22 protein-coding genes are annotated in these 21,441 nt (G+C 66.9%); 12 read left to right on the plus strand and 10 right to left on the minus strand.

Features of this window, described 5'->3' with window-relative positions; all coding sequences use genetic code 11:
* Positions 1–14: 14 nt before the first annotated feature.
* From nrdH to prpB, 5 genes are all read left to right on the plus strand, one after another.
* Entirely contained in the window at positions 15–236 is a 222-nt protein-coding gene (gene nrdH, locus GH266_RS15795) for a glutaredoxin-like protein NrdH (RefSeq protein ID WP_158194682.1), read from the plus strand.
* A gap of 8 nt (positions 237–244) precedes the next feature.
* Complete coding sequence (nrdI, locus tag GH266_RS15800; protein ID WP_158194683.1) at positions 245–661, plus strand: class Ib ribonucleoside-diphosphate reductase assembly flavoprotein NrdI; 417 nt, start codon at positions 245–247, stop codon at positions 659–661.
* Entirely contained in the window at positions 658–2,811 is a 2,154-nt protein-coding gene (gene nrdE, locus GH266_RS15805) for a class 1b ribonucleoside-diphosphate reductase subunit alpha (RefSeq protein WP_280524831.1), read from the plus strand. The genes nrdI and nrdE overlap by 4 nt, the downstream gene beginning before the upstream one ends.
* 7 nt (positions 2,812–2,818) lie before the next feature.
* Entirely contained in the window at positions 2,819–3,796 is a 978-nt protein-coding gene (nrdF, locus tag GH266_RS15810) for a class 1b ribonucleoside-diphosphate reductase subunit beta (RefSeq protein WP_158194685.1), read from the plus strand.
* A gap of 98 nt (positions 3,797–3,894) precedes the next feature.
* The gene (gene prpB / locus GH266_RS15815) at positions 3,895–4,800 is read left to right on the plus strand and encodes a methylisocitrate lyase (protein ID WP_158194686.1); all 906 of its coding nucleotides are present in this window, start codon (positions 3,895–3,897) and stop codon (positions 4,798–4,800) included.
* A gap of 175 nt (positions 4,801–4,975) precedes the next feature.
* Here the strand turns inward: prpB and GH266_RS15820 are convergent, their stop codons facing one another.
* From GH266_RS15820 to GH266_RS15845, 6 genes are read right to left on the minus strand one after another with little or no spacing between them, the layout of a single operon-like run.
* Entirely contained in the window at positions 4,976–5,713 is a 738-nt protein-coding gene (locus GH266_RS15820) for an SDR family NAD(P)-dependent oxidoreductase (protein WP_158194687.1), read from the minus strand.
* Positions 5,710–6,693, minus strand: a complete 984-nt coding sequence (locus GH266_RS15825; protein ID WP_158194688.1) for a branched-chain amino acid ABC transporter permease — start codon at positions 6,691–6,693, stop codon at positions 5,710–5,712. Before GH266_RS15825 ends, GH266_RS15820 begins: the two co-directional genes overlap by 4 nt.
* 9 nt (positions 6,694–6,702) lie before the next feature.
* Positions 6,703–7,587, minus strand: a complete 885-nt coding sequence (locus GH266_RS15830) for a branched-chain amino acid ABC transporter permease (protein WP_158194689.1) — start codon at positions 7,585–7,587, stop codon at positions 6,703–6,705.
* A 2-nt stretch (positions 7,588–7,589) separates the two neighbouring features.
* The gene (locus GH266_RS15835) at positions 7,590–8,303 is read right to left on the minus strand and encodes an ABC transporter ATP-binding protein (RefSeq protein ID WP_158194690.1); all 714 of its coding nucleotides are present in this window, start codon (positions 8,301–8,303) and stop codon (positions 7,590–7,592) included.
* The gene (locus tag GH266_RS15840) at positions 8,303–9,067 is read right to left on the minus strand and encodes an ABC transporter ATP-binding protein (protein WP_158194691.1); all 765 of its coding nucleotides are present in this window, start codon (positions 9,065–9,067) and stop codon (positions 8,303–8,305) included. The genes GH266_RS15835 and GH266_RS15840 overlap by 1 nt, the downstream gene beginning before the upstream one ends.
* An 11-nt stretch (positions 9,068–9,078) precedes the next feature.
* Positions 9,079–10,284, minus strand: coding sequence for an ABC transporter substrate-binding protein (locus tag GH266_RS15845; protein WP_158194692.1), 1,206 nt, complete (start codon positions 10,282–10,284; stop codon positions 9,079–9,081).
* Positions 10,285–10,572: 288 nt separating this feature from the next.
* On the opposite strand from GH266_RS15845, the gene GH266_RS15850 reads away from it, so the two are divergent.
* The 5 genes from GH266_RS15850 to GH266_RS15870 all read left to right on the plus strand — a co-directional run bounded on the left by GH266_RS15850 (position 10,573) and on the right by GH266_RS15870 (position 16,303).
* Positions 10,573–11,502, plus strand: coding sequence for a LysR family transcriptional regulator (locus GH266_RS15850; RefSeq protein WP_158194693.1), 930 nt, complete (start codon positions 10,573–10,575; stop codon positions 11,500–11,502).
* 212 nt (positions 11,503–11,714) lie between these two features.
* Positions 11,715–13,793, plus strand: coding sequence for an alpha-ketoacid dehydrogenase subunit alpha/beta (locus GH266_RS23610; RefSeq protein ID WP_280524807.1), 2,079 nt, complete (start codon positions 11,715–11,717; stop codon positions 13,791–13,793).
* A 3-nt stretch (positions 13,794–13,796) separates the two neighbouring features.
* Entirely contained in the window at positions 13,797–15,068 is a 1,272-nt protein-coding gene (locus GH266_RS15860) for a dihydrolipoamide acetyltransferase family protein (protein ID WP_158194694.1), read from the plus strand.
* Between the two features lie 7 nt (positions 15,069–15,075).
* Complete coding sequence (locus GH266_RS15865; protein WP_158194695.1) at positions 15,076–15,846, plus strand: SDR family NAD(P)-dependent oxidoreductase; 771 nt, start codon at positions 15,076–15,078, stop codon at positions 15,844–15,846.
* Positions 15,847–15,865: 19 nt separating this feature from the next.
* Positions 15,866–16,303: a VOC family protein gene (locus GH266_RS15870; RefSeq protein WP_158194696.1), complete on the plus strand. Its 438-nt coding sequence runs from the start codon at positions 15,866–15,868 to the stop codon at positions 16,301–16,303.
* Between the two features lie 121 nt (positions 16,304–16,424).
* Here GH266_RS15870 and GH266_RS15875 read toward each other — a convergent pair whose 3' ends face one another.
* Together GH266_RS15875 and GH266_RS15880 are read right to left on the minus strand one after the other, a co-directional pair.
* Positions 16,425–18,110, minus strand: a complete 1,686-nt coding sequence (locus GH266_RS15875) for a methyl-accepting chemotaxis protein (protein WP_158194697.1) — start codon at positions 18,108–18,110, stop codon at positions 16,425–16,427.
* A 16-nt stretch (positions 18,111–18,126) separates the two neighbouring features.
* Positions 18,127–18,708: a hypothetical protein gene (locus tag GH266_RS15880; protein WP_244953703.1), complete on the minus strand. Its 582-nt coding sequence runs from the start codon at positions 18,706–18,708 to the stop codon at positions 18,127–18,129.
* 466 nt (positions 18,709–19,174) lie between these two features.
* On the opposite strand from GH266_RS15880, the gene GH266_RS15885 reads away from it, so the two are divergent.
* Positions 19,175–19,603, plus strand: coding sequence for an Hsp20 family protein (locus GH266_RS15885; RefSeq protein ID WP_067223553.1), 429 nt, complete (start codon positions 19,175–19,177; stop codon positions 19,601–19,603).
* A gap of 76 nt (positions 19,604–19,679) precedes the next feature.
* Positions 19,680–19,937: a BQ00720 family protein gene (locus GH266_RS15890; protein WP_158194699.1), complete on the plus strand. Its 258-nt coding sequence runs from the start codon at positions 19,680–19,682 to the stop codon at positions 19,935–19,937.
* A gap of 156 nt (positions 19,938–20,093) precedes the next feature.
* On the opposite strand, the gene ptsN is transcribed toward GH266_RS15890, so the two are convergent.
* Positions 20,094–20,558 (minus strand): PTS IIA-like nitrogen regulatory protein PtsN, encoded by a 465-nt coding sequence (gene ptsN, locus GH266_RS15895; RefSeq protein ID WP_158196245.1) that lies wholly within the window; start codon positions 20,556–20,558, stop codon positions 20,094–20,096.
* Positions 20,559–20,650: 92 nt separating this feature from the next.
* Positions 20,651–21,229 carry a ribosome hibernation-promoting factor, HPF/YfiA family gene (gene hpf, locus GH266_RS15900; RefSeq protein WP_158194700.1) on the minus strand — a complete coding sequence of 193 codons (579 nt, stop codon included), beginning with the start codon at positions 21,227–21,229 and terminating at the stop codon, positions 20,651–20,653.
* Between the last annotated feature and the right edge of the window lie 212 nt (positions 21,230–21,441).

Genomic DNA, 21,441 nt, shown 5'->3' on the forward strand with positions numbered 1-21,441 from the left:
TCGAGGGACTCCCGATGAGCATCACCGTCTATTCCAAACCCGCCTGCGTCCAGTGCACCGCGACGACCCGTGCCCTTTCGGCCAAGGGGCTGGCGTTCGACCTTGTCGACCTTACCCTGGACGAGCAGGCCATGGCCCGCGTGAGCGAGCTCGGCTATCGCCAGGTGCCGGTCGTCATGGCGGGCGACGAGCACTGGGCCGGCTTCCGGCCAGACAAGATCGCCGCGCTCGCCTGAGCAAGCCCATGGGCGGGCTGATCTATTTCTCGTCGCGGTCGGGCAATACGGACCGGTTCGTCCGTGCCCTGGGACTTGCGGCCGAGCGCATCCCCGTGTCGCCGGCCGATCCCATGCCCATGCCGGACGCGCCGTTCGTCCTGGTCACCCCGACCTATGCCGACGGCGAGGGGCGCGGCGCCGTCCACAAGCAGGTGATCCGCTTCCTCAACGACGCGGACGCCCGCGGGCATCTTCGCGGCGTCATCGCGTCGGGCAACCGCAACTTCGGCGCGCTCTACGCGCTGGCCGGTGACGTGATCGCCCGCAAGTGCGGCGTGCCGTTGCTCTATCGCTTCGAATTGGCCGGAACGGCGAGCGATCTCGACCGGGTCAGGGAAGGACTGGACAGGTTTTGGAAAACGCAACTCTCGACCGCGACGTGAGCGACGCCGCTCCCGCGAAGGCCGTGCCCGCCGAATGGCAGGGGCTCGACTATCACGCCCTGAACGCGATGCTGAACCTCTACGACGAGCAGGGACGCATCCGGTTCGATGCCGACCGCATGGCCGCGCGCCAGTATTTTCTCCAGCACGTCAACCAGAACACCGTGTTCTTCCACTCGCTGGAGGAGAAGCTGCGCTATCTGGTCGAGGAGGGCTATTACGAGGCCCATGTCCTCGACGGCTACGAGCCTGCATTCCTGCGCCGGATCTGGGACGAGGCCTATGCGGTCAGGTTCCGCTTCCCGACCTTCCTCGGCGCCTTCAAGTACTACACCAGCTACACGTTGAAGACCCGCGACGGAAAGCGATATCTCGAGCGTCTCGAGGACCGTGTCGTGATGGTGGCGCTGACCCTGGCGCGCGGTGACGAGGCGCTCGCCGTGCGGTTGATGCACGAGATCCTTGCCGGGCGCTTCCAGCCGGCGACACCCACCTTCCTCAACGCGGGCAAGGCGCAGCGGGGCGAGTTGATCTCCTGCTTCCTGCTGCGCATCGAGGACAACATGGAGTCCATCGGGCGCGGCATCAACTCGGCGCTGCAGCTGAGCAAGCGCGGCGGCGGCGTCGCCTTGATGCTGACCAACATCCGCGAGCACGGCGCGGCCATCAAGGGCATCGAGAACCAGTCGTCCGGCGTCATCCCCGTGATGAAGCTGCTGGAAGACAGTTTTTCCTACGCCAACCAGCTCGGCGCCCGGCAGGGCGCAGGCGCGGTCTACCTGCATGCCCATCATCCCGACATCCTGCGCTTCCTTGACACCAAGCGCGAGAACGCCGACGAGAAGATCCGCATCAAGACCCTGTCGCTGGGCGTGGTCGTTCCCGACATCACCTTCGAACTCGCGAAGAAGAACGAGGAGATGTATCTCTTCTCGCCGCACGATGTTCAGCGGGTGTACGGCCGGCCCTTCTCGGAGATCTCGGTGACCGAGACCTATCACGAGATGGTCGACGATCCGCGCATCCGCAAGAAGAAGATCAATGCGCGCCAGTTCTTCCAGACGCTGGCCGAGATCCAGTTCGAGAGCGGCTATCCCTACATCATGTTCGAGGACACGGTGAACCGGGCCAACCCGGTGGCCGGGCGGATCTCCATGTCCAACCTGTGTTCGGAGATCCTGCAGGTCAACGAGGCGTCGACCTACAACGACGACCTCAGCTATCGCCACCTTGGAACGGACATTTCCTGCAATCTGGGATCTCTCAACATCGCCAGGGCGATGGATGGCGGCGATCTCGGCGCCACGGTGGAAACCGCGGTGCGCGCGCTGAACGCCGTGTCGGAAATGTCGGCGATCGAATCCGTACCCTCGGTCCGGCGCGGCAACGACGAAAGCCACGCCATCGGCCTTGGCCAGATGAACCTGCACGGCTTCCTGGCGCGCGAGCGCATTCACTACGGCAGCCCCGAAGGGCTGGACTTCACCAATGTGTATTTCGCGGTCGTGCTTTTCCATTGCCTGCGCGCCTCCAGCGCGCTGGCGCGCGAGCGCGGCAGAAGCTTTGCCGGCTTCGAGGCCTCGCGCTATGCGGACGGCTCGTTCTTCGACAAGTATGTCGACCGGGTCTGGCTGCCCGAGACCGAGACCGTGCGCGAGCTCTTCGCCCGGTTCGGCGTCGAGGTGCCGGGGCGCGAGGACTGGGTCCGCCTGAGGGAGACGGTGATCCGGGACGGGCTCTACAACCGGAACCTCCAGGCCGTCCCGCCCACGGGATCGATCAGCTACATCAACAATGCCACCTCCTCGATCCACCCGATCACCTCCAAGATCGAGATCCGCAAGGAGGGCAAGATCGGCCGCGTCTACTACCCGGCGCCCTACATGACGAACGAGAATCTTGAATACTACCGGGATGCCTACGAGATCGGTGCCGAGGCGATCATCGACACCTATGCGGTCGCGACCCAGCATGTCGACCAGGGCCTGTCCCTGACGTTGTTCTTCAAGGACACGGCGACGACGCGGGATATCAACCGCGCCCAGATCCATGCGTGGAAGAAGGGCATCAAGACCATCTACTACATCCGCCTGCGCCAGATGGCCCTCGAGGGAACCGAGGTCCAGGGCTGTGTTTCTTGTTCGCTGTGAGGAAGACATGAACGCCATCATCCCCCGGCGCGCAGTGCCGCGCGCGGTCAACTGGAACCGCCTGCAGGACGACAAGGACCTGGAAATCTGGAACCGGCTGACGGTCAATTTCTGGCTGCCCGAAAAGGTGCCGCTGTCCAACGACATCCAGTCCTGGTCCCAGCTGACGGACGCCGAGCGGCTGCTGACCATCCGTGTGTTCACCGGCCTCACGCTTCTCGACACGATCCAGAACACGGTCGGGGCGCCTGCGCTCATGGCCGATGCGATCACCCCGCACGAGGAGGCGGTACTGACCAACATCGCCTTCATGGAGGCGGTTCACGCGCGCAGCTACTCGTCGATCTTCTCGACCCTGTGCTCGACGCCGGAAGTCGATGAGGCGTTCCGCTGGTCGCAGGAAAACGCCCACCTGCAGCAGAAGTCGCGATTGATCCTCGATGAATACGACGCGACCGCGAACCCGCTGCGCAAGAAGGTGGCGAGCGTCTTCCTGGAGAGCTTCCTGTTCTATTCCGGCTTCTACCTGCCGATGCACTGGTCCAGCCGGGCACGGCTGACCAACACCGCCGACCTGATCCGGCTGATCATTCGCGACGAGGCGGTGCACGGCTATTATATCGGCTACAAGTTCCAGCGCGGTCTGGAGCGGCTCGACGAGGCCGGGCGGCAGGAGCTGAAGGACTTCGCCTTCTCTCTCATCTTCGATCTCTACGAGATCGAGAGCCGGTACACCGAAAGCCTCTACGATCCGCTGGGCCTGACCGAGGACGTGAAGCAGTTCCTGCATTACAACGCCAACAAGGCGCTGCAGAACCTGGGCTTCGAGGCCCTGTTCCCCGACGACCTGTGCAAGGTGAACCCGGCGATCATGGCGGCCTTGTCGCCCAACGCGGACGAGAACCACGACTTCTTCTCCGGGTCGGGGTCGTCCTATGTCATCGGCAAGGCGGTCGCGACGGAAGACGACGACTGGGATTTCTGAGAAGGCCGGGACTTTTGAGAAGGCCGGGATTTCTGAAATGCCCGGCTGCACCGGGCTGCAAGCCGTGCCACCATGCGGGCCGGAAACGGAGCGATACCATGACATACCTGACTGCTGCCGAACTGCCGCTCGAAAGCGCCGGCGAGCGTTTCCGCGCGCTGGTGGAGCAGGGCGGCATCGCCCGGTTGCCGGGCGCGCATAACGGCATGGCGGCGCTGCAGGCGAAGGCCGCCGGCTTCAAGGGGCTGTATCTGTCCGGCGCGGCGATGACCGCCTCGATGGGCATTCCCGATCTCGGCATCATCACTGTGGACGAGGTCGCCGTCTTCATCCGCCAGATCACCCGCGCGGCCGGTCTCCCGCTCCTGGTCGACGGCGACACCGGCTATGGCGAGGCGCTCAACGTCATGCACATGGTGCGCACGTTCGAGGATGCCGGTGCGGGCGCCGTGCATCTGGAGGACCAGCTGCTGCCGAAGAAATGCGGGCATCTCAACGACAAGAAGCTCGCCGACGCGAGAGACATGGCGGCGAAGGTCGCGGCGGCCGCAAGGGCACGGCGGCATCTCTACATCGTCGCGCGCACGGATGCAGCAGCCAGCGAGGGCCTCGACGGCGCGGTCGCACGGGCCAGGCTCTACATGGAGGCCGGCGCCGATGCGATCTTCCCCGAGGCGCTGACGACCGCGGAGATGTTCCGCGAGTTCGCCGCACGCATGCCCGGCGTGCCGCTGCTCGCCAACATGACCGAATTCGGCCGCACGCCCTTCTTCACGGCGAGCGAGTTCGAGGAAATGGGCTACCGGATGGTGATCTGGCCGGTGTCCTCGCTGCGCGTCGCCAACAAGGCACAGGAGAAGCTCTACGCGGCGCTGGCGCGCGACGGCTCGACCAAGGCGATGCTCGGCGAGATGCAGACCCGGGCCGAGCTCTACGAGACCATCGGGCTTGGCCAGTACGAGGCGCTCGATGCGTCCATCGTCGCAACGGTGCTGCCGGAGTAAGCTCGCCGGAGATGGCAGAGGCAGGGAAGCGGCCGGGCTGATTGCTCCGGCGTGCCGCGGGCGCCACTTGTAAAGGCGAAACAAGACGAGACAAGGCCACGGCGTTCCGGCGCCGTGGCCTTGTCGGTTGTCGCGTGCGATGAGGGCCTTGCCGCGGGCCCGGGCGGAAGCGGGCTCAGTAGTCGGCCCGTCCCCCCGACATGTCGAACACCGCGCCGGTGGAGAAGGAAGCCTTGCGGGAGGCGACGAAGGCGACGATCTCCGCCAGCTCCTCCGGCGTGCCGAAGCGGTTCATCGGGATCTTGGCGAGAAGCTCCTGGACGTAGCTTTCCGGCCAGCCATCGAAGATGCGGGTGCGGATGGCGCCGGGCGCAACGCAGTTGACCGTGACGCCGGTGGTGGCGAGTTCGCGCCCCAGCGTCTTGGTCAGCGAGATCACCGCCGCCTTGCTCGCCGCATAGGCGGCGATGCGCGGGCCCGGCTCCTTGCCGGCGACCGAGCCGATGGTGACGATGCGGCCGTAGCCGCGCGCCACCATGTCCGGGATCACCGCCTGGCAGCACAGCAGCGTGCCGGTGACGTTCACCTCCATCACCCGTGCCCAGTCGGTGGCGGCCAGTTCCGCCGCCGGCACGTTGGGGCCGGGAATGGCGGCGTTGCACACGAGGATCGAGATCTCGCCGAGCATCTTGCGGGTGGCGGCCAGCGCGGTCGCCACCTCGCCCGGAGAGGTGATGTCGACGGCGCAGGAATGGGCCGGGCCGATATCGGACAGCTGCTCGGCGCAGTCCTGTGCCGCCTCGCCGTCCTGGTCCCAGATCGCCACGCGCGCGCCTTCCTCCAGCAGCTTGCGGGCGATCGCCTGGCCGAGCCCGCGGGCTGCGCCCGTGACGATGGCAGAGCGCCCCTTCATCGGTTGCCCTCCTGCCTGGTTTCGGTGCCGGCTTCGGCGGCGGATCCCTTGCGGGCGCGCATCTTCTCGATCCAGGCGCCGATCTCGCCGACGAAGCCCTTGCGGAAGGCGAGGATGCAGGTGAGGAACACGACGCCGATGATCACCGACAGCCATTCGCCCACCTTGTCGGCGAGGAAGTTCTGCAGAAGGATCACGAAGAAGGCGCCGGCCACCGGCCCGCCCAGCGTACCGAGGCCGCCGAGGATGCACATCATCACCACCTCGCCGCTCAGCGCCCAGTGCAGGTCGTTGAGCGACTCGTAGGACAGCGCCAGCGCCTTCAGCGCCCCGGCAAGGCCGGACAGCGCACCCGACAGGGTGAAGGCCAGCACCTTGTAGCGGTCGACGTCGTAGCCGAGCGAGATGGCGCGCGGTTCGTTCTCGCGGATCGCGGTCAGCACCTGGCCGAAGGGCGAGGTGACGATGCGGTGGACCGCGAACAGTGCCAGCAGGAAGCAGGCGGCGACCAGGCCGTAAAGGGCCATGTCGTCCTGCAGGTCGATGATGCCGAACAGCGTGCCGCGCGGGATGCCGTGGAAGCCGTCGTCGCGCCCCGTCCACTCCATCTGCATGGCGACGAAGTAGATCAGCTGCGAGATAGCCAGCGTGATCATGGCGAAGTAGATGCCCTGGCGGCGGATCGCCACCGATCCGGCGAGGAAGCCGATCAGGGCCGCCACCGCGACGCCGGCAAGGATGCCGAGTTCCGGCGGCCAGCCGAGATGCTTCATCGTCACGCCGAGCGCATAGCCGGCCGAGCCGAAGAACATCGCATGGCCGAAGGACAGCAGCCCCGTATAGCCGAGCATCAGGTTGAAGGCCGAGGCGAAGATGGCGAAGCACAGGAGCTTCACGATCAGCATCGGGTAGATGAAGGCCGGGGCGACGGCGAGCGCCGCGATGGCCAGCGCGATCATGAGGGTGCGGGTGTTGAGCATGGCCTGTCCTCACTGCTTTCCGAACAGGCCGTGCGGGCGAACCAGCAGGACCAGGATCATCAGGACGAAGATCGCGGTGGACGAGGCCTCCGGATAATAGACCTTCGCCAGCCCCTCGATCAGGCCGAGGCCGAGACCGGTGAGGATGGAGCCGAGGATCGAGCCCATGCCGCCGATCACCACCACGCCGAAGACGGTGATGATGATGGAATGGCCGATCTGCGGGGTGAGCTGCATCAGGGGCGCGGCGAGCACGCCGGCAAAGGCGGCAAGACCGACGCCCCAGCCGAAGACCAGGGTGACCAGCAGCGGCACGTTGACGCCGAAGGCCTGCACCAGGCTCGGATTCTCCGTGCCGGCGCGCAAGGTGGCGCCGAGGCGGGTCCGTTCGATCACCAGCCAGGTAATGAGGCACAGGCCGAGGGCCGCGACGATCACCCAGATGCGATAGATCGGCAGCCGCATGAAGCCGAGATCGACCATGCCCTGCAGCGAGGAGGGCACCGCGTAGCGCAGGCCCGAGACGCCGAAATAGACCCGCACGAAGCCCTCGATCACCATGGTCAGGCCGAAGGTGACGAGCAGGCCGTAGATGTGGTCGAGCTTGTAGATGCGCTTGAGGATCGTCCGCTCGATGACGATGCCGAGACCGGCCGCCAGCAACGGCACCAGAAGAATGGCCCACCAGTAGCCGAGCCCGAGCGGCTCCAGCAGCAGATAGGCGAGGAACGCGCCCAGCATGTACATCGTGCCATGGGCGAAGTTGACGATGTTCAGCAGGCCGAAGATCAGCGACAGGCCGAGCGACAGCAGCGCATAGAAGCTGCCGTTGACGAGGCCCAGCAGCAGCTGGCCGTAGAGCACGGGGGCGGGAACGCCGAAGATCTCGGTCATGGTCACACTCCCAGATACGTGCGGATGTCGTCGGCACGGGCGGCGAGATCGGCTTGCGCGATCTCCTCGACCACACGGCCGTGCTCGATGATGAAGAAGCGGTCGGCGAGCGGTGCCGCGAAGCGGAAGTTCTGCTCGACCATGATGATGGTGAAGCCGCGGGCCTTGAGATCCTGGATCACCCGGGAGAGCGTCTGCACGATCACCGGGGCGAGCCCTTCGGAGATCTCGTCCAGCAGCAGGATGTCCGCGCCGGTGCGCAGGATGCGGGCGATCGCCAGCATCTGCTGCTCGCCGCCGGACAGGCGGGTGCCGGGGCTGTGCGCGCGTTCCTTCAGGTTGGGGAACATCGCGTAGATCTCGTCGAGCGACATGGCCATGCCGCCGTCGGTGCGCGTCACCGGGGGCAGGAGCAGGTTCTCCTCGCAGCTCAGCGAGGCGAAGATGCCGCGTTCCTCCGGACAGTAGCCGAGCCCGGCCTTGGCGATGCGGTAGGCCGGTGTCGTGCTCATGTCCTTGCCGCGGATCTCAAGCCGGCCCTCGCGCCGGTCGAGCAGGCCCATGATGGCGCGCAGGATCGTCGTGCGGCCGGCGCCGTTGCGGCCGATCAGGCTGACCACCTCGCCGCGGCGGACGTCGAGGTCGACGCCGTGCAGCACGTGGCTTTCGCCGTACCAGCCGTTCACTCCCTTCAGGGACAGGACGGTCTCGCCCATCAGTGCGCCCCCTCCAGCTCGGTCTCGCTGCCCATGTAGGCCTCCAGGACCCGCGGGTCGGCGGAGACCTCGGCATAGGTCCCTTCGGCGAGCAGCGCGCCGCGCTGCAGCACCGAGATGCGGTCGCAGATGCCGGCGACGACCTTCATGTTGTGTTCCACCATCAGGATCGTGCGTCCTGACGAGACCCGCTTGATGAGCTGGGTGACACGCTCCACGTCCTCGTGGCCCATGCCCTGGGTCGGCTCGTCGAGCAGCATCAGCCGCGGCTCCATCGCCAGGGTCGTTGCGATCTCTACCGAGCGCTTGCGCCCGTAGGGAAGGTCGGCCGCCTTGGCGTGGGCGAAGTCCTGCATGTCGACCTGCTCCAGCAGGTCCATGGCCCTGGCGTCGAGGCGCGAGAGCACGCTCCCGGGCAGCCAGAACGCATAGGTCGGCGCGTGGCGCCGCTGCAGCGCCACGCGCACGTTTTCCAGCACCGTCAGGTGGGGGAAGGTGGCCGAGATCTGGAAACTGCGCACCATGCCCTGGCGGGCGAGGGCGGCGGGTTTCTCGCGGGTAATGTCCCGGCCATCGAACACGATCCTGCCCGCGCTCGGCGACAGGAACTTCGTCAGCAGGTTGAAGACGGTCGTCTTGCCGGCCCCGTTGGGCCCGATGAGGGCGTGGATATCGCCCTCCCGGACCCGCAGGGAGACATCATCGACCGCCCGGAACCCGCGGAACTCCTTGCAGAGTCCAACCGTTTCCAGGATGTGGGTCATGGACTGTATGCTCAGCCCTTGTTGACCAGGGGGCACTTGCTCTGGTCGAGCGGCAGGAAGGCTTCCGCCGCCGGAATGGTCTCGAGCACCTTCAGGTAGTCCCAGTCGTACTGCGACTCTTCCGGCGTCTTGACCTGCACCAGATACATGTCGTGCACCATCATGCCGTCTTCGCGGATCTGCCCGTTCTCGGCGAACATGTCGTTGATCGGCATTTCGCGCATCTTGGCGAGCACCGTCTTGGCATCCGTGGTGCCGGCCGCCTCGACCGCGCGCAGGTAGTGCAGCGTGCCGGAATAGTCGCCGGCATTGACCATGTTCGGCATCTTGCCGACGCGCTCATAGAAGCGCTTCGACCACTCGCGGGTCTGCTCGGTGCGATCCCAGTAGAAGCCGTCGGCGAAGAGCAGGCCGGACGCCTGGTCGAGGCCGAGGCCGTGGATCTCGTTGATCAGCAGGGTGAAGGCCACCATCTGCTGGTCGCCGCCGAGGCCGAATTCCTTCAGCGCGCGGATGCTGTTGGTGGTGTCGGACGAGGAGTTGGAGAGGCCGATCGCCTTAGCGCCGGACGAGATCGCCTGCAGGGCGTAGGACGAGAAGTCGCTGGCCATGAAGGCGGGATGCTTGACGCTGCCGGAAAGCGTGCCGCCGGCCGTCTCGATGGCACCGGTCACCGCCGCCTCGACCGACAGGCCGTAGGCGAAGTCGGAGACGATCAGGTACCAGTCGTCGACGCCCTTCGCCGCCAGCGCCTTCACCGGCGAGTTGGCGAGCGAGTAGGAGTTGAAGGCGAAGTGGACGGCGTTGGGCGAGCAGGCATCGCCCGTGATGCGGTCGGAGCCGGCACCGGTCACCACGACCACCTTGTCCTTGGACTGGGCGATCTCCATCACGCCGAGCGCGGCGGCCGAGTTCGACAGGTTGATCACCATGTCGGTGCCGCTGTCGAACGCCTCGCGCGCCTTGGTGACGGCAATGTCCGGCTTGTTCTGGTGGTCGATGAAGTCGGCATGGATCGGCTTGCCGTTCAGCGTACCGCCGAAGTCCTCGATCGCCATCTTCACCGCTTCGATGGCGCCCTGGCCGCCATAGTCGGCGGTCGCGCCGGCCAGATCGGTCATCAGGGCGATCTTGACCTGGTCCTCGTCCGCGAGGGCAGGCATCGTCAGCACGGTGCTCGCCATCAGGGCGAGCATGCGGCCATAAACCTTATTCATCGTGTTTCCTCCCGTTTCAGGCTCGCGAGCATGCAGGCGCATCCACGGGGCCGGCGGGAAGTCCTCGTCTTCCTGCCGCCTTGAGCGGAATGCCGTCCTGTGTCGCGAGAGGGTGCGCAGATGCTCCCGAAACTTGCGCTTTGGCTTGGGCGGGGAGCCGCGGATGCGGCCCGTGCCGTTGCCCGACGAACGCTAGGCAGGTGCAAGGCATGTGTAAAATAGATAATTGACATGCAAACCATAATTAAAAGACATTTCAGCCTGGCGGCGCGCGGGGGAGGAAAAACGATGAAAATCCGGCAGCTCGAATATTTCATGCATGTGGTGAACACGCTGAACATCACCCATGCGGCGGAGCGGGCGAACGTCTCGCAGCCCGCCCTCAGCCGCCAGGTGCAGCTGCTGGAGGAGGAGCTCGGCACGCGGCTGGTCGACCGCCGGCCGCGCGGCGTGGCGCTGACCCCTGCCGGCCAGCGGCTGGCCGATCATGTGCGCGCCCTGATGCAGAATGTCGAGCTGATCAAGGAGGACATCATCGCGGCCGAGACCATGCCGGCCGGCTCCTTGCGCATTTCCTCCGCCTATTCCCTGCGCGGGCTGCTGATCGCCGACGTGGTGGCCGAGTTCCACCGTCTCTATCCCCAGGTCAATCTGGAAATCCACGAGGGCGTGTCGATCAATGTCCGAGAGGAGCTGGTCACCCGTCATGTCGACCTGGCGATCTATTCCGACCACGGTGCCTCGCGCGGGCTGAACCGCCAGGCCCTGTGCTCCGAGGGGCTGGTGCTGCTCGCCTCGCCGGCGGCGGGCCTGCGCATGGATACGCCTGTTCCCAGCGCCTCGCTGGTCGGCCTCGACCTGGTGCTGACACCCTCGCCCAACGGGTTGCGGCGGGTGGTGGAGGACCTGCTGCCGCCGTCCGCCACCTTGCGCAATCCGCCGGTGATCGTGGAGACCAACTCGATCATCGTCGATCTGGTCTCGCGCGGCGGCCTGCATAGCATCCTGCCCTACAGCGCCTGCCACCAGGCCTATACGCGGGGCGAGATCTCCATCGCGCCGGTCGCCGGCGTCACCTGGCCCTGGGTCATCGCCACATCGCGCGACCGGCCGCGCACCGCCGCCATGCGGGTGTTCACCGAGCTGCTGCTCGGTCATGCCCGGCAGCTGGCGGCGGACGGCGTCTGGATTACCGCCGAGTTGCCGCCCGAGGACTGAATGCGCGCCAGACGCGAGGATTCCTGAGGCCTGACCCCGCGTCCGCCGCCATTCGGCATAGATTAAACTGATCTTGAATTCACAGACATAACATCAGGTTATTCCAGACATATGCGCATTGATTTTGTCCTGTGCGCGCGAACATGCTTGCTTTCCCCGGAAATGGCCGCATCCCGCGGGTGCCGGCCTGTTACTCCCGGGAGGAAACATCCGTGGCAAGAAACGCCCGTTCGGCTGCCGGCGGCAGCCTGACCCTGCCTGTCGGCAAGAACACGCCCAAGCGCCTCAACCGCAACGTCCCCGAGCCGACCCGCGACGACATGCTGGCGCTCGCCCGCACGATGCTGCGGATCCGCCGCTTCGAGACGCGCACCGAGGAACTGTTCAAGGCCGGCGTCATCAAAGGCACGGCGCATTCCTCGGCCGGACAGGAGGCGATTGCCGCCGGTGCCTGCCTGCCGCTGCGCCGCAGCGACTTCATCACCACCCATCACCGCGGCCACGGCCACTGCATCGCCAAGGGCGCCGACATCGACGGCATGATGGCGGAGCTGTGCGGCAAGCTCGGCGGCATCTGCGGCGGCATCGGCGGATCGATGCATGTCGCCGACGTGGAGCTGAACATCCTCGGCGCCAACGGCATCGTCGGCGCCTCGATGGGGCTCGGCGTCGGTGCGGCGCTCGCCGCCAAGCAGCGCGGCTCGGACGATGCGGGCATCGCCTTCTTCGGCGACGGCGGCTCGAACGAGGGCATCTTCCACGAAGCGCTCAATCTGGCGGCCCTTTGGAAGCTGCCCATCGTCTTCTTCTGCGAGAACAATCTCTACGGCATGTCGACCCCGTTCGAGCAGGCGACGGCCGGCGGATCGGTGGCGGGGCGCGCCGCGGCCTACGGCATTCCCGGCGAACGGATCGACGGCAACGACCCGGTCGAGGTCTATGCGGCCGTCTCCGAGGCGCTGGCCCGGGCGCGCGCCGGCGAGGGGCCGACGCTGATCGAGGGCCTGACCTATCGCCACGGCGACCACTCGGTGCGCGGCAATCTGCTCGGCTACCGGACCGACGACGAGATCCGCAAGTGGTTGGACGAAGACCCGCTGACCCGGATCGCCCGGCGCCTCGCCGAGGACTGGGACGTCGATGCGCAGGAATTCGCCGCGCTCGAGGCCGAGGCGTCCGAGGAGATCGAAACGGCGATCACAAAGGCCGAGACCCTGCCCGAGCCCGAACTGCCGATGCTGTTCGACAAGGTTCTGGCGCCGCGCCGCACCCCGCCGGCACCGCCCGCGCCGGGTTCGCGCGCGATCACCTATACCGAGGCGGTGCGCGAAGCGATCTCTCAGTCCATCGAGGGCGACGACACCGTGTTCCTGATGGGCGAGGACGTCGGCCCGGTCGGCGGCACCTTCGGCGTCACCCGCGGCCTGTTCGACAAGTTCGGCCCCGACCGCATCATGAACACGCCGATTTCGGAAGGCGTCATTTCGGGCGCGGCCGTCGGCGCGGCGCTGTCCGGCCGCCGGCCCATCGCCGAGATCCAGATCTTCGACTTCGTCACCTTCATGATGGACCCCATCGTCAACCAGGCCGCCAAGCTGCGCTTCATGCTCGGCGGCAAGGCCTCGGTGCCGGTGGTGTTCCGCGGTCCCCAGGGCGGCGGCATCCGTCTTGCGGCCCAGCACTCGCAGTCGCTGGAAGCCTGGTTCGCCCATATTCCCGGCCTGACCGTGCTGGCGCCGTCCACGCCCTATGATGCCAAGGGCCTCCTGATGGCGGCGATCCGCGACGACAACCCGGTCGTCTTCCTGGAGCACAAGCTGCTTTATCTCGGCGGCGCGGCACCGGTGCCGGAAGCGCCTTACGAGATCGAGATCGGCAAGGCCGACATCAAGCGCGAGGGCACGGACGTGACCGTGATCGCGACGCTGGCGATGGTCGAGCGCGCCCTGACGGCGGCCGAGACCCTGGCCCGCGAGGGCATCAGCGTCGAGGTCATCGACCCGCGCAGCCTGCGGCCGCTCGACATGGACTGCTTCGTTCGCTCGGTGAAGAAGACCAGCCGCTGCCTCGTCGTGCACGAGGCCTGGCGCACCGGCGGCCTCGGCGCGGAAATCGCCGCCCAGATCACCGAGGAGGCCTTCGACTGGCTCGACGCGCCGGTGGAGCGCATGGGCTCGGCCGAGGTGCCGATGCCCTATAACGACCGGCTCGAGCGCGAGGTGATGCCGAGCGCCGCCGGCATCGCCGAAACGGTGCGCCGCATGTGCCACCGCGATCTGGCGGGGGCCTGAGCCATGAGCGTCAACATCCTGATGCCGGCCATCTCGCCGTCGATGACGTCGGGCAAGCTGGTGCGCTGGCATGTCGAACCCGGCACCCGGGTGCGGCAGGGCGATATTCTCGCCGAGCTGGAGACCGACAAGGCGGCGATGGACATCGAGGCCCCGGCCGACGGCGTGCTGGAGACGATCCTGGTGCCGGGCGGCACCGCCGACGTGCCGGTCGAGACCCCGATCGGGATCCTGGCGAGCGGCGCGGCCGAGCCGGCAGTCGAACCAGCCTCTGCGCCCGCGCCCGTTGCTGCCCCTGCGCCTGCAGCCGGTGCGGAGCCCGTTCCCGCTCCGGCACCGGTCGCGGTTTCCGCACCGGCCGTCGATCCGGACGCGCCGCCCCGGCGGATCTCTCCGCTGGCGCGCCGTCTGGCGCGCGAGATGGGCGTGGAGACGGAGGGTCTGCGCGGCACCGGCCCGAAGGGCAGGATCCTCGCCGCCGACATCCGCGAGGCGGCCGAGCGGCCGGCCCCTGCACCGGCATCGCCTCCTGCTCCTGCACCTGTCTCGCCTGCTGCCGCACCCGCGCCGCAGGCAGCCCCGGCCGGCGAAGTGGAGCCGCACACGGCGATGCGCCGGACCATCGCCCAGCGGCTGGTCGAGGCCAAACAGACCGTCCCGCACTTCTATCTGGAGGTCCGCTGCGAGGCCGATGCCCTGCTGGCGCTGAGGAAGGACCTCAATGCTGCGCTGGCGGCCTCCGGTTCGGACGCGAAGCTGACGGTCAACGACCTGGTGATGAAGGCCTATGCGCTCGCCATCGCCCGCACGCCCGATGCCATGGTGACCTGGAGCGAGGCGGGCCTGGTGCGTCATCGCAGCGTCGACATCGGCCTTGCCGTGGCGCTCGAGGGGGGGCTGATCACGCCGATCCTGCGCGATGCGGCGCGGCTGTCGCCGGGCGCCCTGTCGCAGGCCGCGCGCGATGCCATCGCCCGCGCCCGCGCCGGCCGGCTGATGCCGGAGGAGTATTCCGGCGGCCTTGCCGGCCTCTCCAACCTCGGCATGTACGGCGTCAGCGCCTTCTCGGCGATCATCAACCCGCCGCAGAGCATGAACCTTGCGGTCGGCACCACCGAGACCGAGCTGGCGCTGCGCGGCGGCCAGGCGGTCGAGGTGCAGCGCTTGCGGTTGACCCTGTCGGTCGACCACCGGGCCATCGACGGGGCGGTGGGCGCGCAGCTCTTGCGGCAGCTCAAGACCCTGATCGAAACGCCGCTGCTGCTGGCCTCGTGAGATGGCCATGCTGGAGGAGCTGTTCGACCTTGCCGGCCGCGTCGCGCTGATCACCGGCGGGGCGCGCGGCATCGGGCTGGAAAGCGCCCGGCTGCTCGCCGAGGCGGGCGCCGCGGTGGCGCTCGTCGACCGGGACGGGGAGGCGCTGGGCGAAGCCGTCGCCGATCTTCAGGCAGGCGGCGCCAGCTGCCTTGCCGTTGCCGCCGACATTGCCGAGCCGGGGCGGCTTTCGGCCGTCGTCGAGGAGATTGCGGACTGGGCCGGCGCGCCGGATATCCTGGTCAACAACGCCGCCCTGGTGCAGCGCGTGCCGGCGACCGAGCTGACGCCCGACCTGTGGCGCCAGGCGATGGCGGTCAACCTGGATGCGGCGTTCGAGCTGAGCCGCCTCGTCCAGCCCGGCATGGTGGCGAAGGGGGGAGGGGCCATCGTCAACATCGCCTCGATCATGGCGCTGTCGGGCGGGGGCTTCTATCCCATCGCCTCCTATCACGCGTCCAAGGGGGCGATGGTCAACCTGACGCGCGGGCTGGCGATGGAGTGGGGGCCGCTCGGCATCCGCGTCAATGCGGTCGCGCCGACGTGGATCCGCACCGACTTCAACCGCGCGTTCCTCGACCAGCCGGGTGTTTCCGAACCGCTGCTCGCGTCCATGCCGCTCGGCCGTTTCGCCGCCCTGCGTGACGCGGCCGCAGCCGTGCTCTATCTGTGCGCCCCGGCGGCGGCCATGGTCACCGGCCATGTGCTGCCCGTCGACGGCGGCTATCTCGCTCACTGACGACACCACGGGAGGCTTCATGTCCGTCACGCAAAACCACACCGGCATCACGGTGGCCGATCTCGACCGCTCCGAGGCGATGTTCCGCGATCTCTTCGGCTTCGAGACGATCTCGCGCGCGCCGCGCGACCCAGGCACCATCTCGCGGGTGATCGGCGTCGACGGCTGCGAGGTCGAGATCGCCTATATGCGCAACGGCACCGCGACGGTGGAGCTGCTGTGCTACGCAGCGCCGAAGGAGCGCGGCGACTTCCGCCCGCGGCCCTGCGACCTCGGCTCCCTTCATCTCGGTTTCGATGTCGACGACATGGACGAGATGCTGAAGCGCTGCGCCGAGTGGTCGCTGGATCTGCTCGGCGACGTGGTGGTGGTCAGCGCCGGCCCGAACAAGGGCAAGCGCATCGCCTATCTGCGCAATCCCGGAGACGGTGTCGTGCTGGAACTGATCGAGCGGTAACGCCGCTGCCGTTTCCGGCCTGGATCGTGCTGCAGCCGGTGCCCGGCCGGCCGCAGGACGCACGAACGCCCGCGAGGATCCTCCTCGCGGGCGTTCTGTGTTTTTGTTCCGGCGTGCCTGGTCAGGCGGCGCGGATGGTGCCGAGGAACTCGTTCATCGCTGCCTGCATCCGGGTGGAGCGGTCGTGCAGGTCGCCGATCGACTCGCGCATCTCGTTGCTGAGCGTGCCGGTCTGGTTCGCCTGCTCGCTGACCTCGACGATCGAGCCGCTGACGCTGCGCGTGCCCTGGGCCGCCTCGGCGACATTGCGGGCGATCTCGTTGGTGGCCGCGTTCTGCTGCTCCGTCGCGGCCGCCATCGCCGAGGTGCGCTGACGGATGGTCTGGACCATCTCGGCGACGGAACCGGTGGCGACGATGGAATCGTCCGCCGCGTGGCGCATCTCGGAGATCTGCGCGTCGATCTCCTCGGTCGCCTTGGCGGTCTGCTCGGCGAGCGCCTTGACCTCGGAGGCGACGACCGCGAAACCGCGTCCCGCCTCGCCGGCACGAGCGGCCTCGATGGTGGCATTGAGCGCCAGCAGGTTGGTCTGCTCGGCGATGTCGGTGATCAGCTTCGTCACGTCGCCGATCCGCGCCACCACCTGCTGCAGCTTGCTGACGGCCTGGTTGGAGCGCTCGACCTCGGTGGAGGCCTGGGTCACCACCTTGGAGGAGGCATGCACCTGCTCGTTGATCTCGGCGATGGAGGCGGACAGCTCCTCGGTGGCGCTGGCGACGGTGTTGACGTTCTCGGTCGCCTGCTGCGAGGCGGAGGAGACCGACAGCGCCTGGCGCGTCGTGCCCTCGGCGATGTCGGCCAGCGCACCGGCCGTGCCGTTCAGCGCCTCCAGCCCGCCGATCATCTCGCGGGTGATGGTCATCACCGTGTCCTCGAAGTTCGCCGCCACGCGCTCCATCTCGATGCGTCGGCGCTCGGCCGCGTCGAGGCGCGCCTGCTCGGTCTCCGCCTCCAGCTCGCGGGTGCGGATCAGGTTTGCGCGGAACACGCCGAGCGCATTGCCCATGCGGCCGATCTCGTCGGCGCGGTTGCCGAGGTCGATCTCCTCGTTCGTGTCGCCGTCGGCGAGCTTGCGCACCACGTCGGCGAGCCTTGCGAGCGGCCGCGAGACGATGGCGAAGTTCAGGTAGCCGAGAATGGCGGCGAAGAGCGTGATGAGAACGCCGCTGCCGAGCGCGATCATCTGGGCGGAGGCAAGCTCTGCCCGCTGCTGGGCCAGCAGCGCGTTTTCGCGTGCCTGCAAGGTGGCCTGAAGCTCGGTCACACCGTCGAACGTGGCATTGAGCAGGCCGGCGCCGGTCGGCGTCAGCTCCATGGCGCGGGCGAGGTCGACCGTCTCCGGCACCCGCATCAGGCGGATCTGCTCGCCGGCGAAATCGGTGTGCCAGCCGTTCCAGGCAGAGCGGATCGTGTCGGCCTGGCCGGCCAGCGTGCCGTCGAGCAAGGCAAGGCTGGCTTTCAGTTCGTCGATCCGCCCGGAAATGGCCGTGGTCTGGCTCTCGACCTTGCCGACCCAGTCGCGGTTGCCGGTCAGCAGGAAGTTCTTGACCCACAGCGCCTGCTCGAGAACGGACTCGCGCAGTTCGTCGGCCTCGCGCGAGATCGCCGTCACCCGCTCGGCCTGGGTGACCGCGTCGGCGGCGGAAATGGTCTTGGACCAGGTAATGGCGCCGCCGACGGCGCCGATCAGCGCCAGACACGAGAAGGCGATTGCGCCCTTGGTGGAAACCGAAAGCTTGGCGAACATGATATCCGTCCCGGACTTAGCTGGCGGGAGCTGCGCGGCGCGCGAGCTCGGTAAGGTTGATCTCGACGGTCGCGGCCCCGATCGGCTTGGCGGTGTCGTCGGCGATCGTCAGGTTGAGCTGGGCGATCCAGATCCGGCGGTCGCCGTCCCACTCCGGCTCGTCGAGGAAGACGGCATTGGCGCCGTTGGGGAAGGTCTTCTGGAACTTCGCCTCGTCGCCCTGCCAGTAGTCGCCGGTGATCGAGCTCTGGCCGACATTGAGGCCGTGCGCATCCATCACGAAGATCTCGGTGTAGAGCCCCAGCGTCTTGGCCTGGACCCGCAGCAGGTAGATGGAGAGCGGCGCGGACAGCGTGGCCGAGATCAGCGGCTTGTCGTTGCTCTCGCGCTCCGCGACCCATTGCTGGTCCAGCGCGTCGATCTCCGCCTGGCCGAGGTCGCCGCGCAGTTCGTTCTGCGCGTTGATCGAGAGCTGCACGATCGGATTGGCAAGCCATTCCCGGGTCTGGGCGATGAAGGCATCGTCGACGAGCGCCTTGATATCGGGTGCCGGTGGCTCGGCGGCCGCCTGTCCGCTCAAGGCGAGGGACGACAACAAGAAAATTCCCGCAAGGCGTCGCATTCGAAAGCTCCTGTCCACAATAGGATCATGCAAGGCTTCCGCTCTGCGGGTTAAGGGAACCTTTAGGTGGATCATTATTATTTTTATATAAGTGAAACAATGGCTTGCTGGGTTGCTTCCGAGAGGTCTTGCACTTTCCAAGTTGCATTGATTCGCAAGATCTGACCTTGCGACAGTTGCCAAGTCGTCCACAGGGCCGTGACTTGGCGGCAGGAGGCCCCGGCCTGCCGCTTCGTGCGCGGGGTCCCGATGGGCTGCGATCGGGTCGCCGAAGCGCTTTCTTGAACTCGCCGGCCGGTCTCGCCATATATGACGAGACGGAACCAGGTGTGTTCCGGCCGGATGCCGTCAGGGTCCGGCGTGTTGGACGTTTCGGTCGCGCCGGTCAGCCGGCGGACGGATCGTTTGGAATTGGGCCGCTTTGAAAAAGGGCTTGAAGCATATGACGCGCATGTCTGCGTTTTCCTCTCCCCTGCTTCTCGGCTTCGAGGATCTGGAACGGATGCTCGACAGGGTCAGCAAGGGCTCGAACGACGGCTATCCGCCGTACAATATCGAGCGGCTGCCCAAGACCGAGACGCGCGGCGAGATCATCCGCATCACCCTGGCGGTCGCCGGTTTCACCCGCGACCAGCTCGACGTCAGCGTCGAGGAGAGCCAACTCGTGATCCGCGGACGCCAGGAAGACGACAAGACGCGGCAGTTCCTGCATCGCGGCATCGCGGCCCGGCAGTTTCAAAGGGCCTTCGTTCTGGCGGAAGGGATCGAGATCCTCGGCGCGGAACTGAAGGACGGCCTGCTTTCCATCGATCTCATCCGCCCGGAACCCGAGCGTATCGTGCGCCGCATCGAGATCGACGCGCGGGACTGACCCCGCATTCGGCCTTGGGCGCACGGACCGGAGCGGTGGTGCGGCGACCTGCCGGCCACGCGAAAGGAGCGATGCCATGACGTGTGATGAACAGACTTTCACCATGAAGCCCGGCGAATTCCAGGCGCTCGGCACAGGGCAGATCGCCTATGTGAAGCCGATGACCTCGGACGACCTGACGACGCTGTTTCCGCAGGCGCCGCGCATGCGCCCGGGGTTGAACCTGTGGGTTCTGCTCAACGCGGACGGAACGCCGATCATGCTGTCCGACAGCCGCGAGACGGCGCTGGCCAATGCGGCCGAGCATCAGCTCGATACCGTGGCGCTGCACTGACGCGTCGAACGGTGCCATCCGCGCGCCGCGGTAGGGTGCAGGCCCTGCCCGGGCCCGTCTTCTGATCCCATGATGCGAAAGGCCCCGGTTCCGCCAAGGAACCGGGGCCTTTTCATATCCGGGCGACAGGCGCTTTCCCGGCCTCAGTTCCCGGCCTCAGGCCGCGTTGGAGGCGGCCGGCTGCGTCAGGATGGAATAGAGCGCATCGGCGTCGCTGGTGGCGCGCAGCTTGGCGACCGTTCCCGGATCGCGCATGCGCCGGGCGATGCGGGCGAGTGCCTTGAGGTGATCGGCGCCGGCGCCTTCCGGCGCGAGCAGGACGAACACCAGGTCGACCGGCTGGTCGTCCAGCGCATCGAAATCGATGGGACGCTCCAGACGGGCAAACAGGCCGACAAGCTTGTCCAGACGGACCAGCTTGCCATGCGGAATGGCGATGCCGTTGCCCACCCCGGTCGAGCCGAGGCGTTCGCGCTGCAACAGCGTGTCGAACACATCCCGTTCGGGCAGGCCGGTGACGGCCGCGGCCTTGGCGGCGAGTTCCTGGAGCGCTTGCTTCTTGCTGTTCGCTTTCAGGCTCGGAACGATCGCTTTCGATGTGATGAGATCGTTGAGATCCATAAGGCGACTCTTGGTTCGAGAAACGAAAAAGGCAACCGGCGCGCCGCCGCATTCCGCTCGGGGAACGCGGCGGGCCGGATTGCGTCGATGGTCTATCGGGCTGCGTTGTCCGGGTCGATCCACCCGTAATTGCCGTCAGGGCGGCGGTAGACGACGTTCACCGTCCCGCTGCCGGCATTGCGGAACACCACCACGGGCGCTTCCGCGAGATCGAGCTGCATGACCGCCATGCCGACGGTCATGGTCTTCACCTTGGCGGTGGTCTCTGCGACCACCAGCGGGGTGAAGTCTGCCGGGACCTCCTCGTCCTCCTCCATGGAAGCAAGGACGTAGGAAGTCGCCTCGAACACCTCGCGCCCGTTGGCGGCGCCATTGGCGTGATGATCCTTGAGCTTGCGCTTGTAGCGGCGCAGCCGCTTCTCGATCCGCTCTGCGGCGGCATCGAAGGCCTGGCGCGGATCCTGGCTGTCGCCCGACACCTGCAGGTCGATGCCGGTGTCGAGGTGGAGCAGGCATTCGGAGCGGAAACCGGATCCTTCGCGCCCGACCGTCACGTGGCCGGTATAGCCGCCGTCGAAATATTTCGAGATGGCTTCAGCGACGCGATCCTCGATATGCGTCCGCAAAGCATCGCCGACATCGACGTTCTTTCCCGATATCCGCAGTGTCATGAGAACCTCTTCTTGTTCTGGTCGTACCGACCCATGCCTGAATATGGCGTGATTCTCGCCAGTTTCATCATGGGCGACCCCACTGTGACAAACCGGGCTCCGAATTGATATCCGCAACCCGACCTATTGCATCCCGGTTCGGGGTCTTGCCTGCAGCACGGCGCCTTGCGGCGGTTCGTCTGCCGGCCGCCTCTCGCGCCCGGATCGCGTCC

The organism is Stappia indica, assembly GCF_009789575.1.
Taxonomy (GTDB): domain Bacteria; phylum Pseudomonadota; class Alphaproteobacteria; order Rhizobiales; family Stappiaceae; genus Stappia; species Stappia indica_A.

Coding starts and splice junctions, on each gene's coding strand:
- GH266_RS15835 (WP_158194690.1), bottom strand. CDS start 8,303: ATGGGCGAGACCGTCCTGTCCCTGAAGGGAGTGAACGGCTGGTACGGC.
- GH266_RS15870 (WP_158194696.1), top strand. CDS start 15,866: ATGTCCGTCACGCAAAACCACACCGGCATCACGGTGGCCGATCTCGAC.
- hpf (WP_158194700.1), bottom strand. CDS start 21,229: ATGACACTGCGGATATCGGGAAAGAACGTCGATGTCGGCGATGCTTTG.
- nrdH (WP_158194682.1), top strand. CDS start 15: ATGAGCATCACCGTCTATTCCAAACCCGCCTGCGTCCAGTGCACCGCG.
- GH266_RS15860 (WP_158194694.1), top strand. CDS start 13,797: ATGAGCGTCAACATCCTGATGCCGGCCATCTCGCCGTCGATGACGTCG.
- GH266_RS15890 (WP_158194699.1), top strand. CDS start 19,680: ATGACGTGTGATGAACAGACTTTCACCATGAAGCCCGGCGAATTCCAG.
- GH266_RS15840 (WP_158194691.1), bottom strand. CDS start 9,067: ATGACCCACATCCTGGAAACGGTTGGACTCTGCAAGGAGTTCCGCGGG.
- GH266_RS15885 (WP_067223553.1), top strand. CDS start 19,175: ATGACGCGCATGTCTGCGTTTTCCTCTCCCCTGCTTCTCGGCTTCGAG.
- prpB (WP_158194686.1), top strand. CDS start 3,895: ATGACATACCTGACTGCTGCCGAACTGCCGCTCGAAAGCGCCGGCGAG.
- GH266_RS15865 (WP_158194695.1), top strand. CDS start 15,076: ATGCTGGAGGAGCTGTTCGACCTTGCCGGCCGCGTCGCGCTGATCACC.
- nrdF (WP_158194685.1), top strand. CDS start 2,819: ATGAACGCCATCATCCCCCGGCGCGCAGTGCCGCGCGCGGTCAACTGG.
- GH266_RS15820 (WP_158194687.1), bottom strand. CDS start 5,713: ATGAAGGGGCGCTCTGCCATCGTCACGGGCGCAGCCCGCGGGCTCGGC.
- nrdI (WP_158194683.1), top strand. CDS start 245: ATGGGCGGGCTGATCTATTTCTCGTCGCGGTCGGGCAATACGGACCGG.
- GH266_RS15875 (WP_158194697.1), bottom strand. CDS start 18,110: ATGTTCGCCAAGCTTTCGGTTTCCACCAAGGGCGCAATCGCCTTCTCG.
- GH266_RS15845 (WP_158194692.1), bottom strand. CDS start 10,284: ATGAATAAGGTTTATGGCCGCATGCTCGCCCTGATGGCGAGCACCGTG.
- ptsN (WP_158196245.1), bottom strand. CDS start 20,558: ATGGATCTCAACGATCTCATCACATCGAAAGCGATCGTTCCGAGCCTG.
- GH266_RS15830 (WP_158194689.1), bottom strand. CDS start 7,587: ATGACCGAGATCTTCGGCGTTCCCGCCCCCGTGCTCTACGGCCAGCTG.
- GH266_RS15850 (WP_158194693.1), top strand. CDS start 10,573: ATGAAAATCCGGCAGCTCGAATATTTCATGCATGTGGTGAACACGCTG.
- GH266_RS15825 (WP_158194688.1), bottom strand. CDS start 6,693: ATGCTCAACACCCGCACCCTCATGATCGCGCTGGCCATCGCGGCGCTC.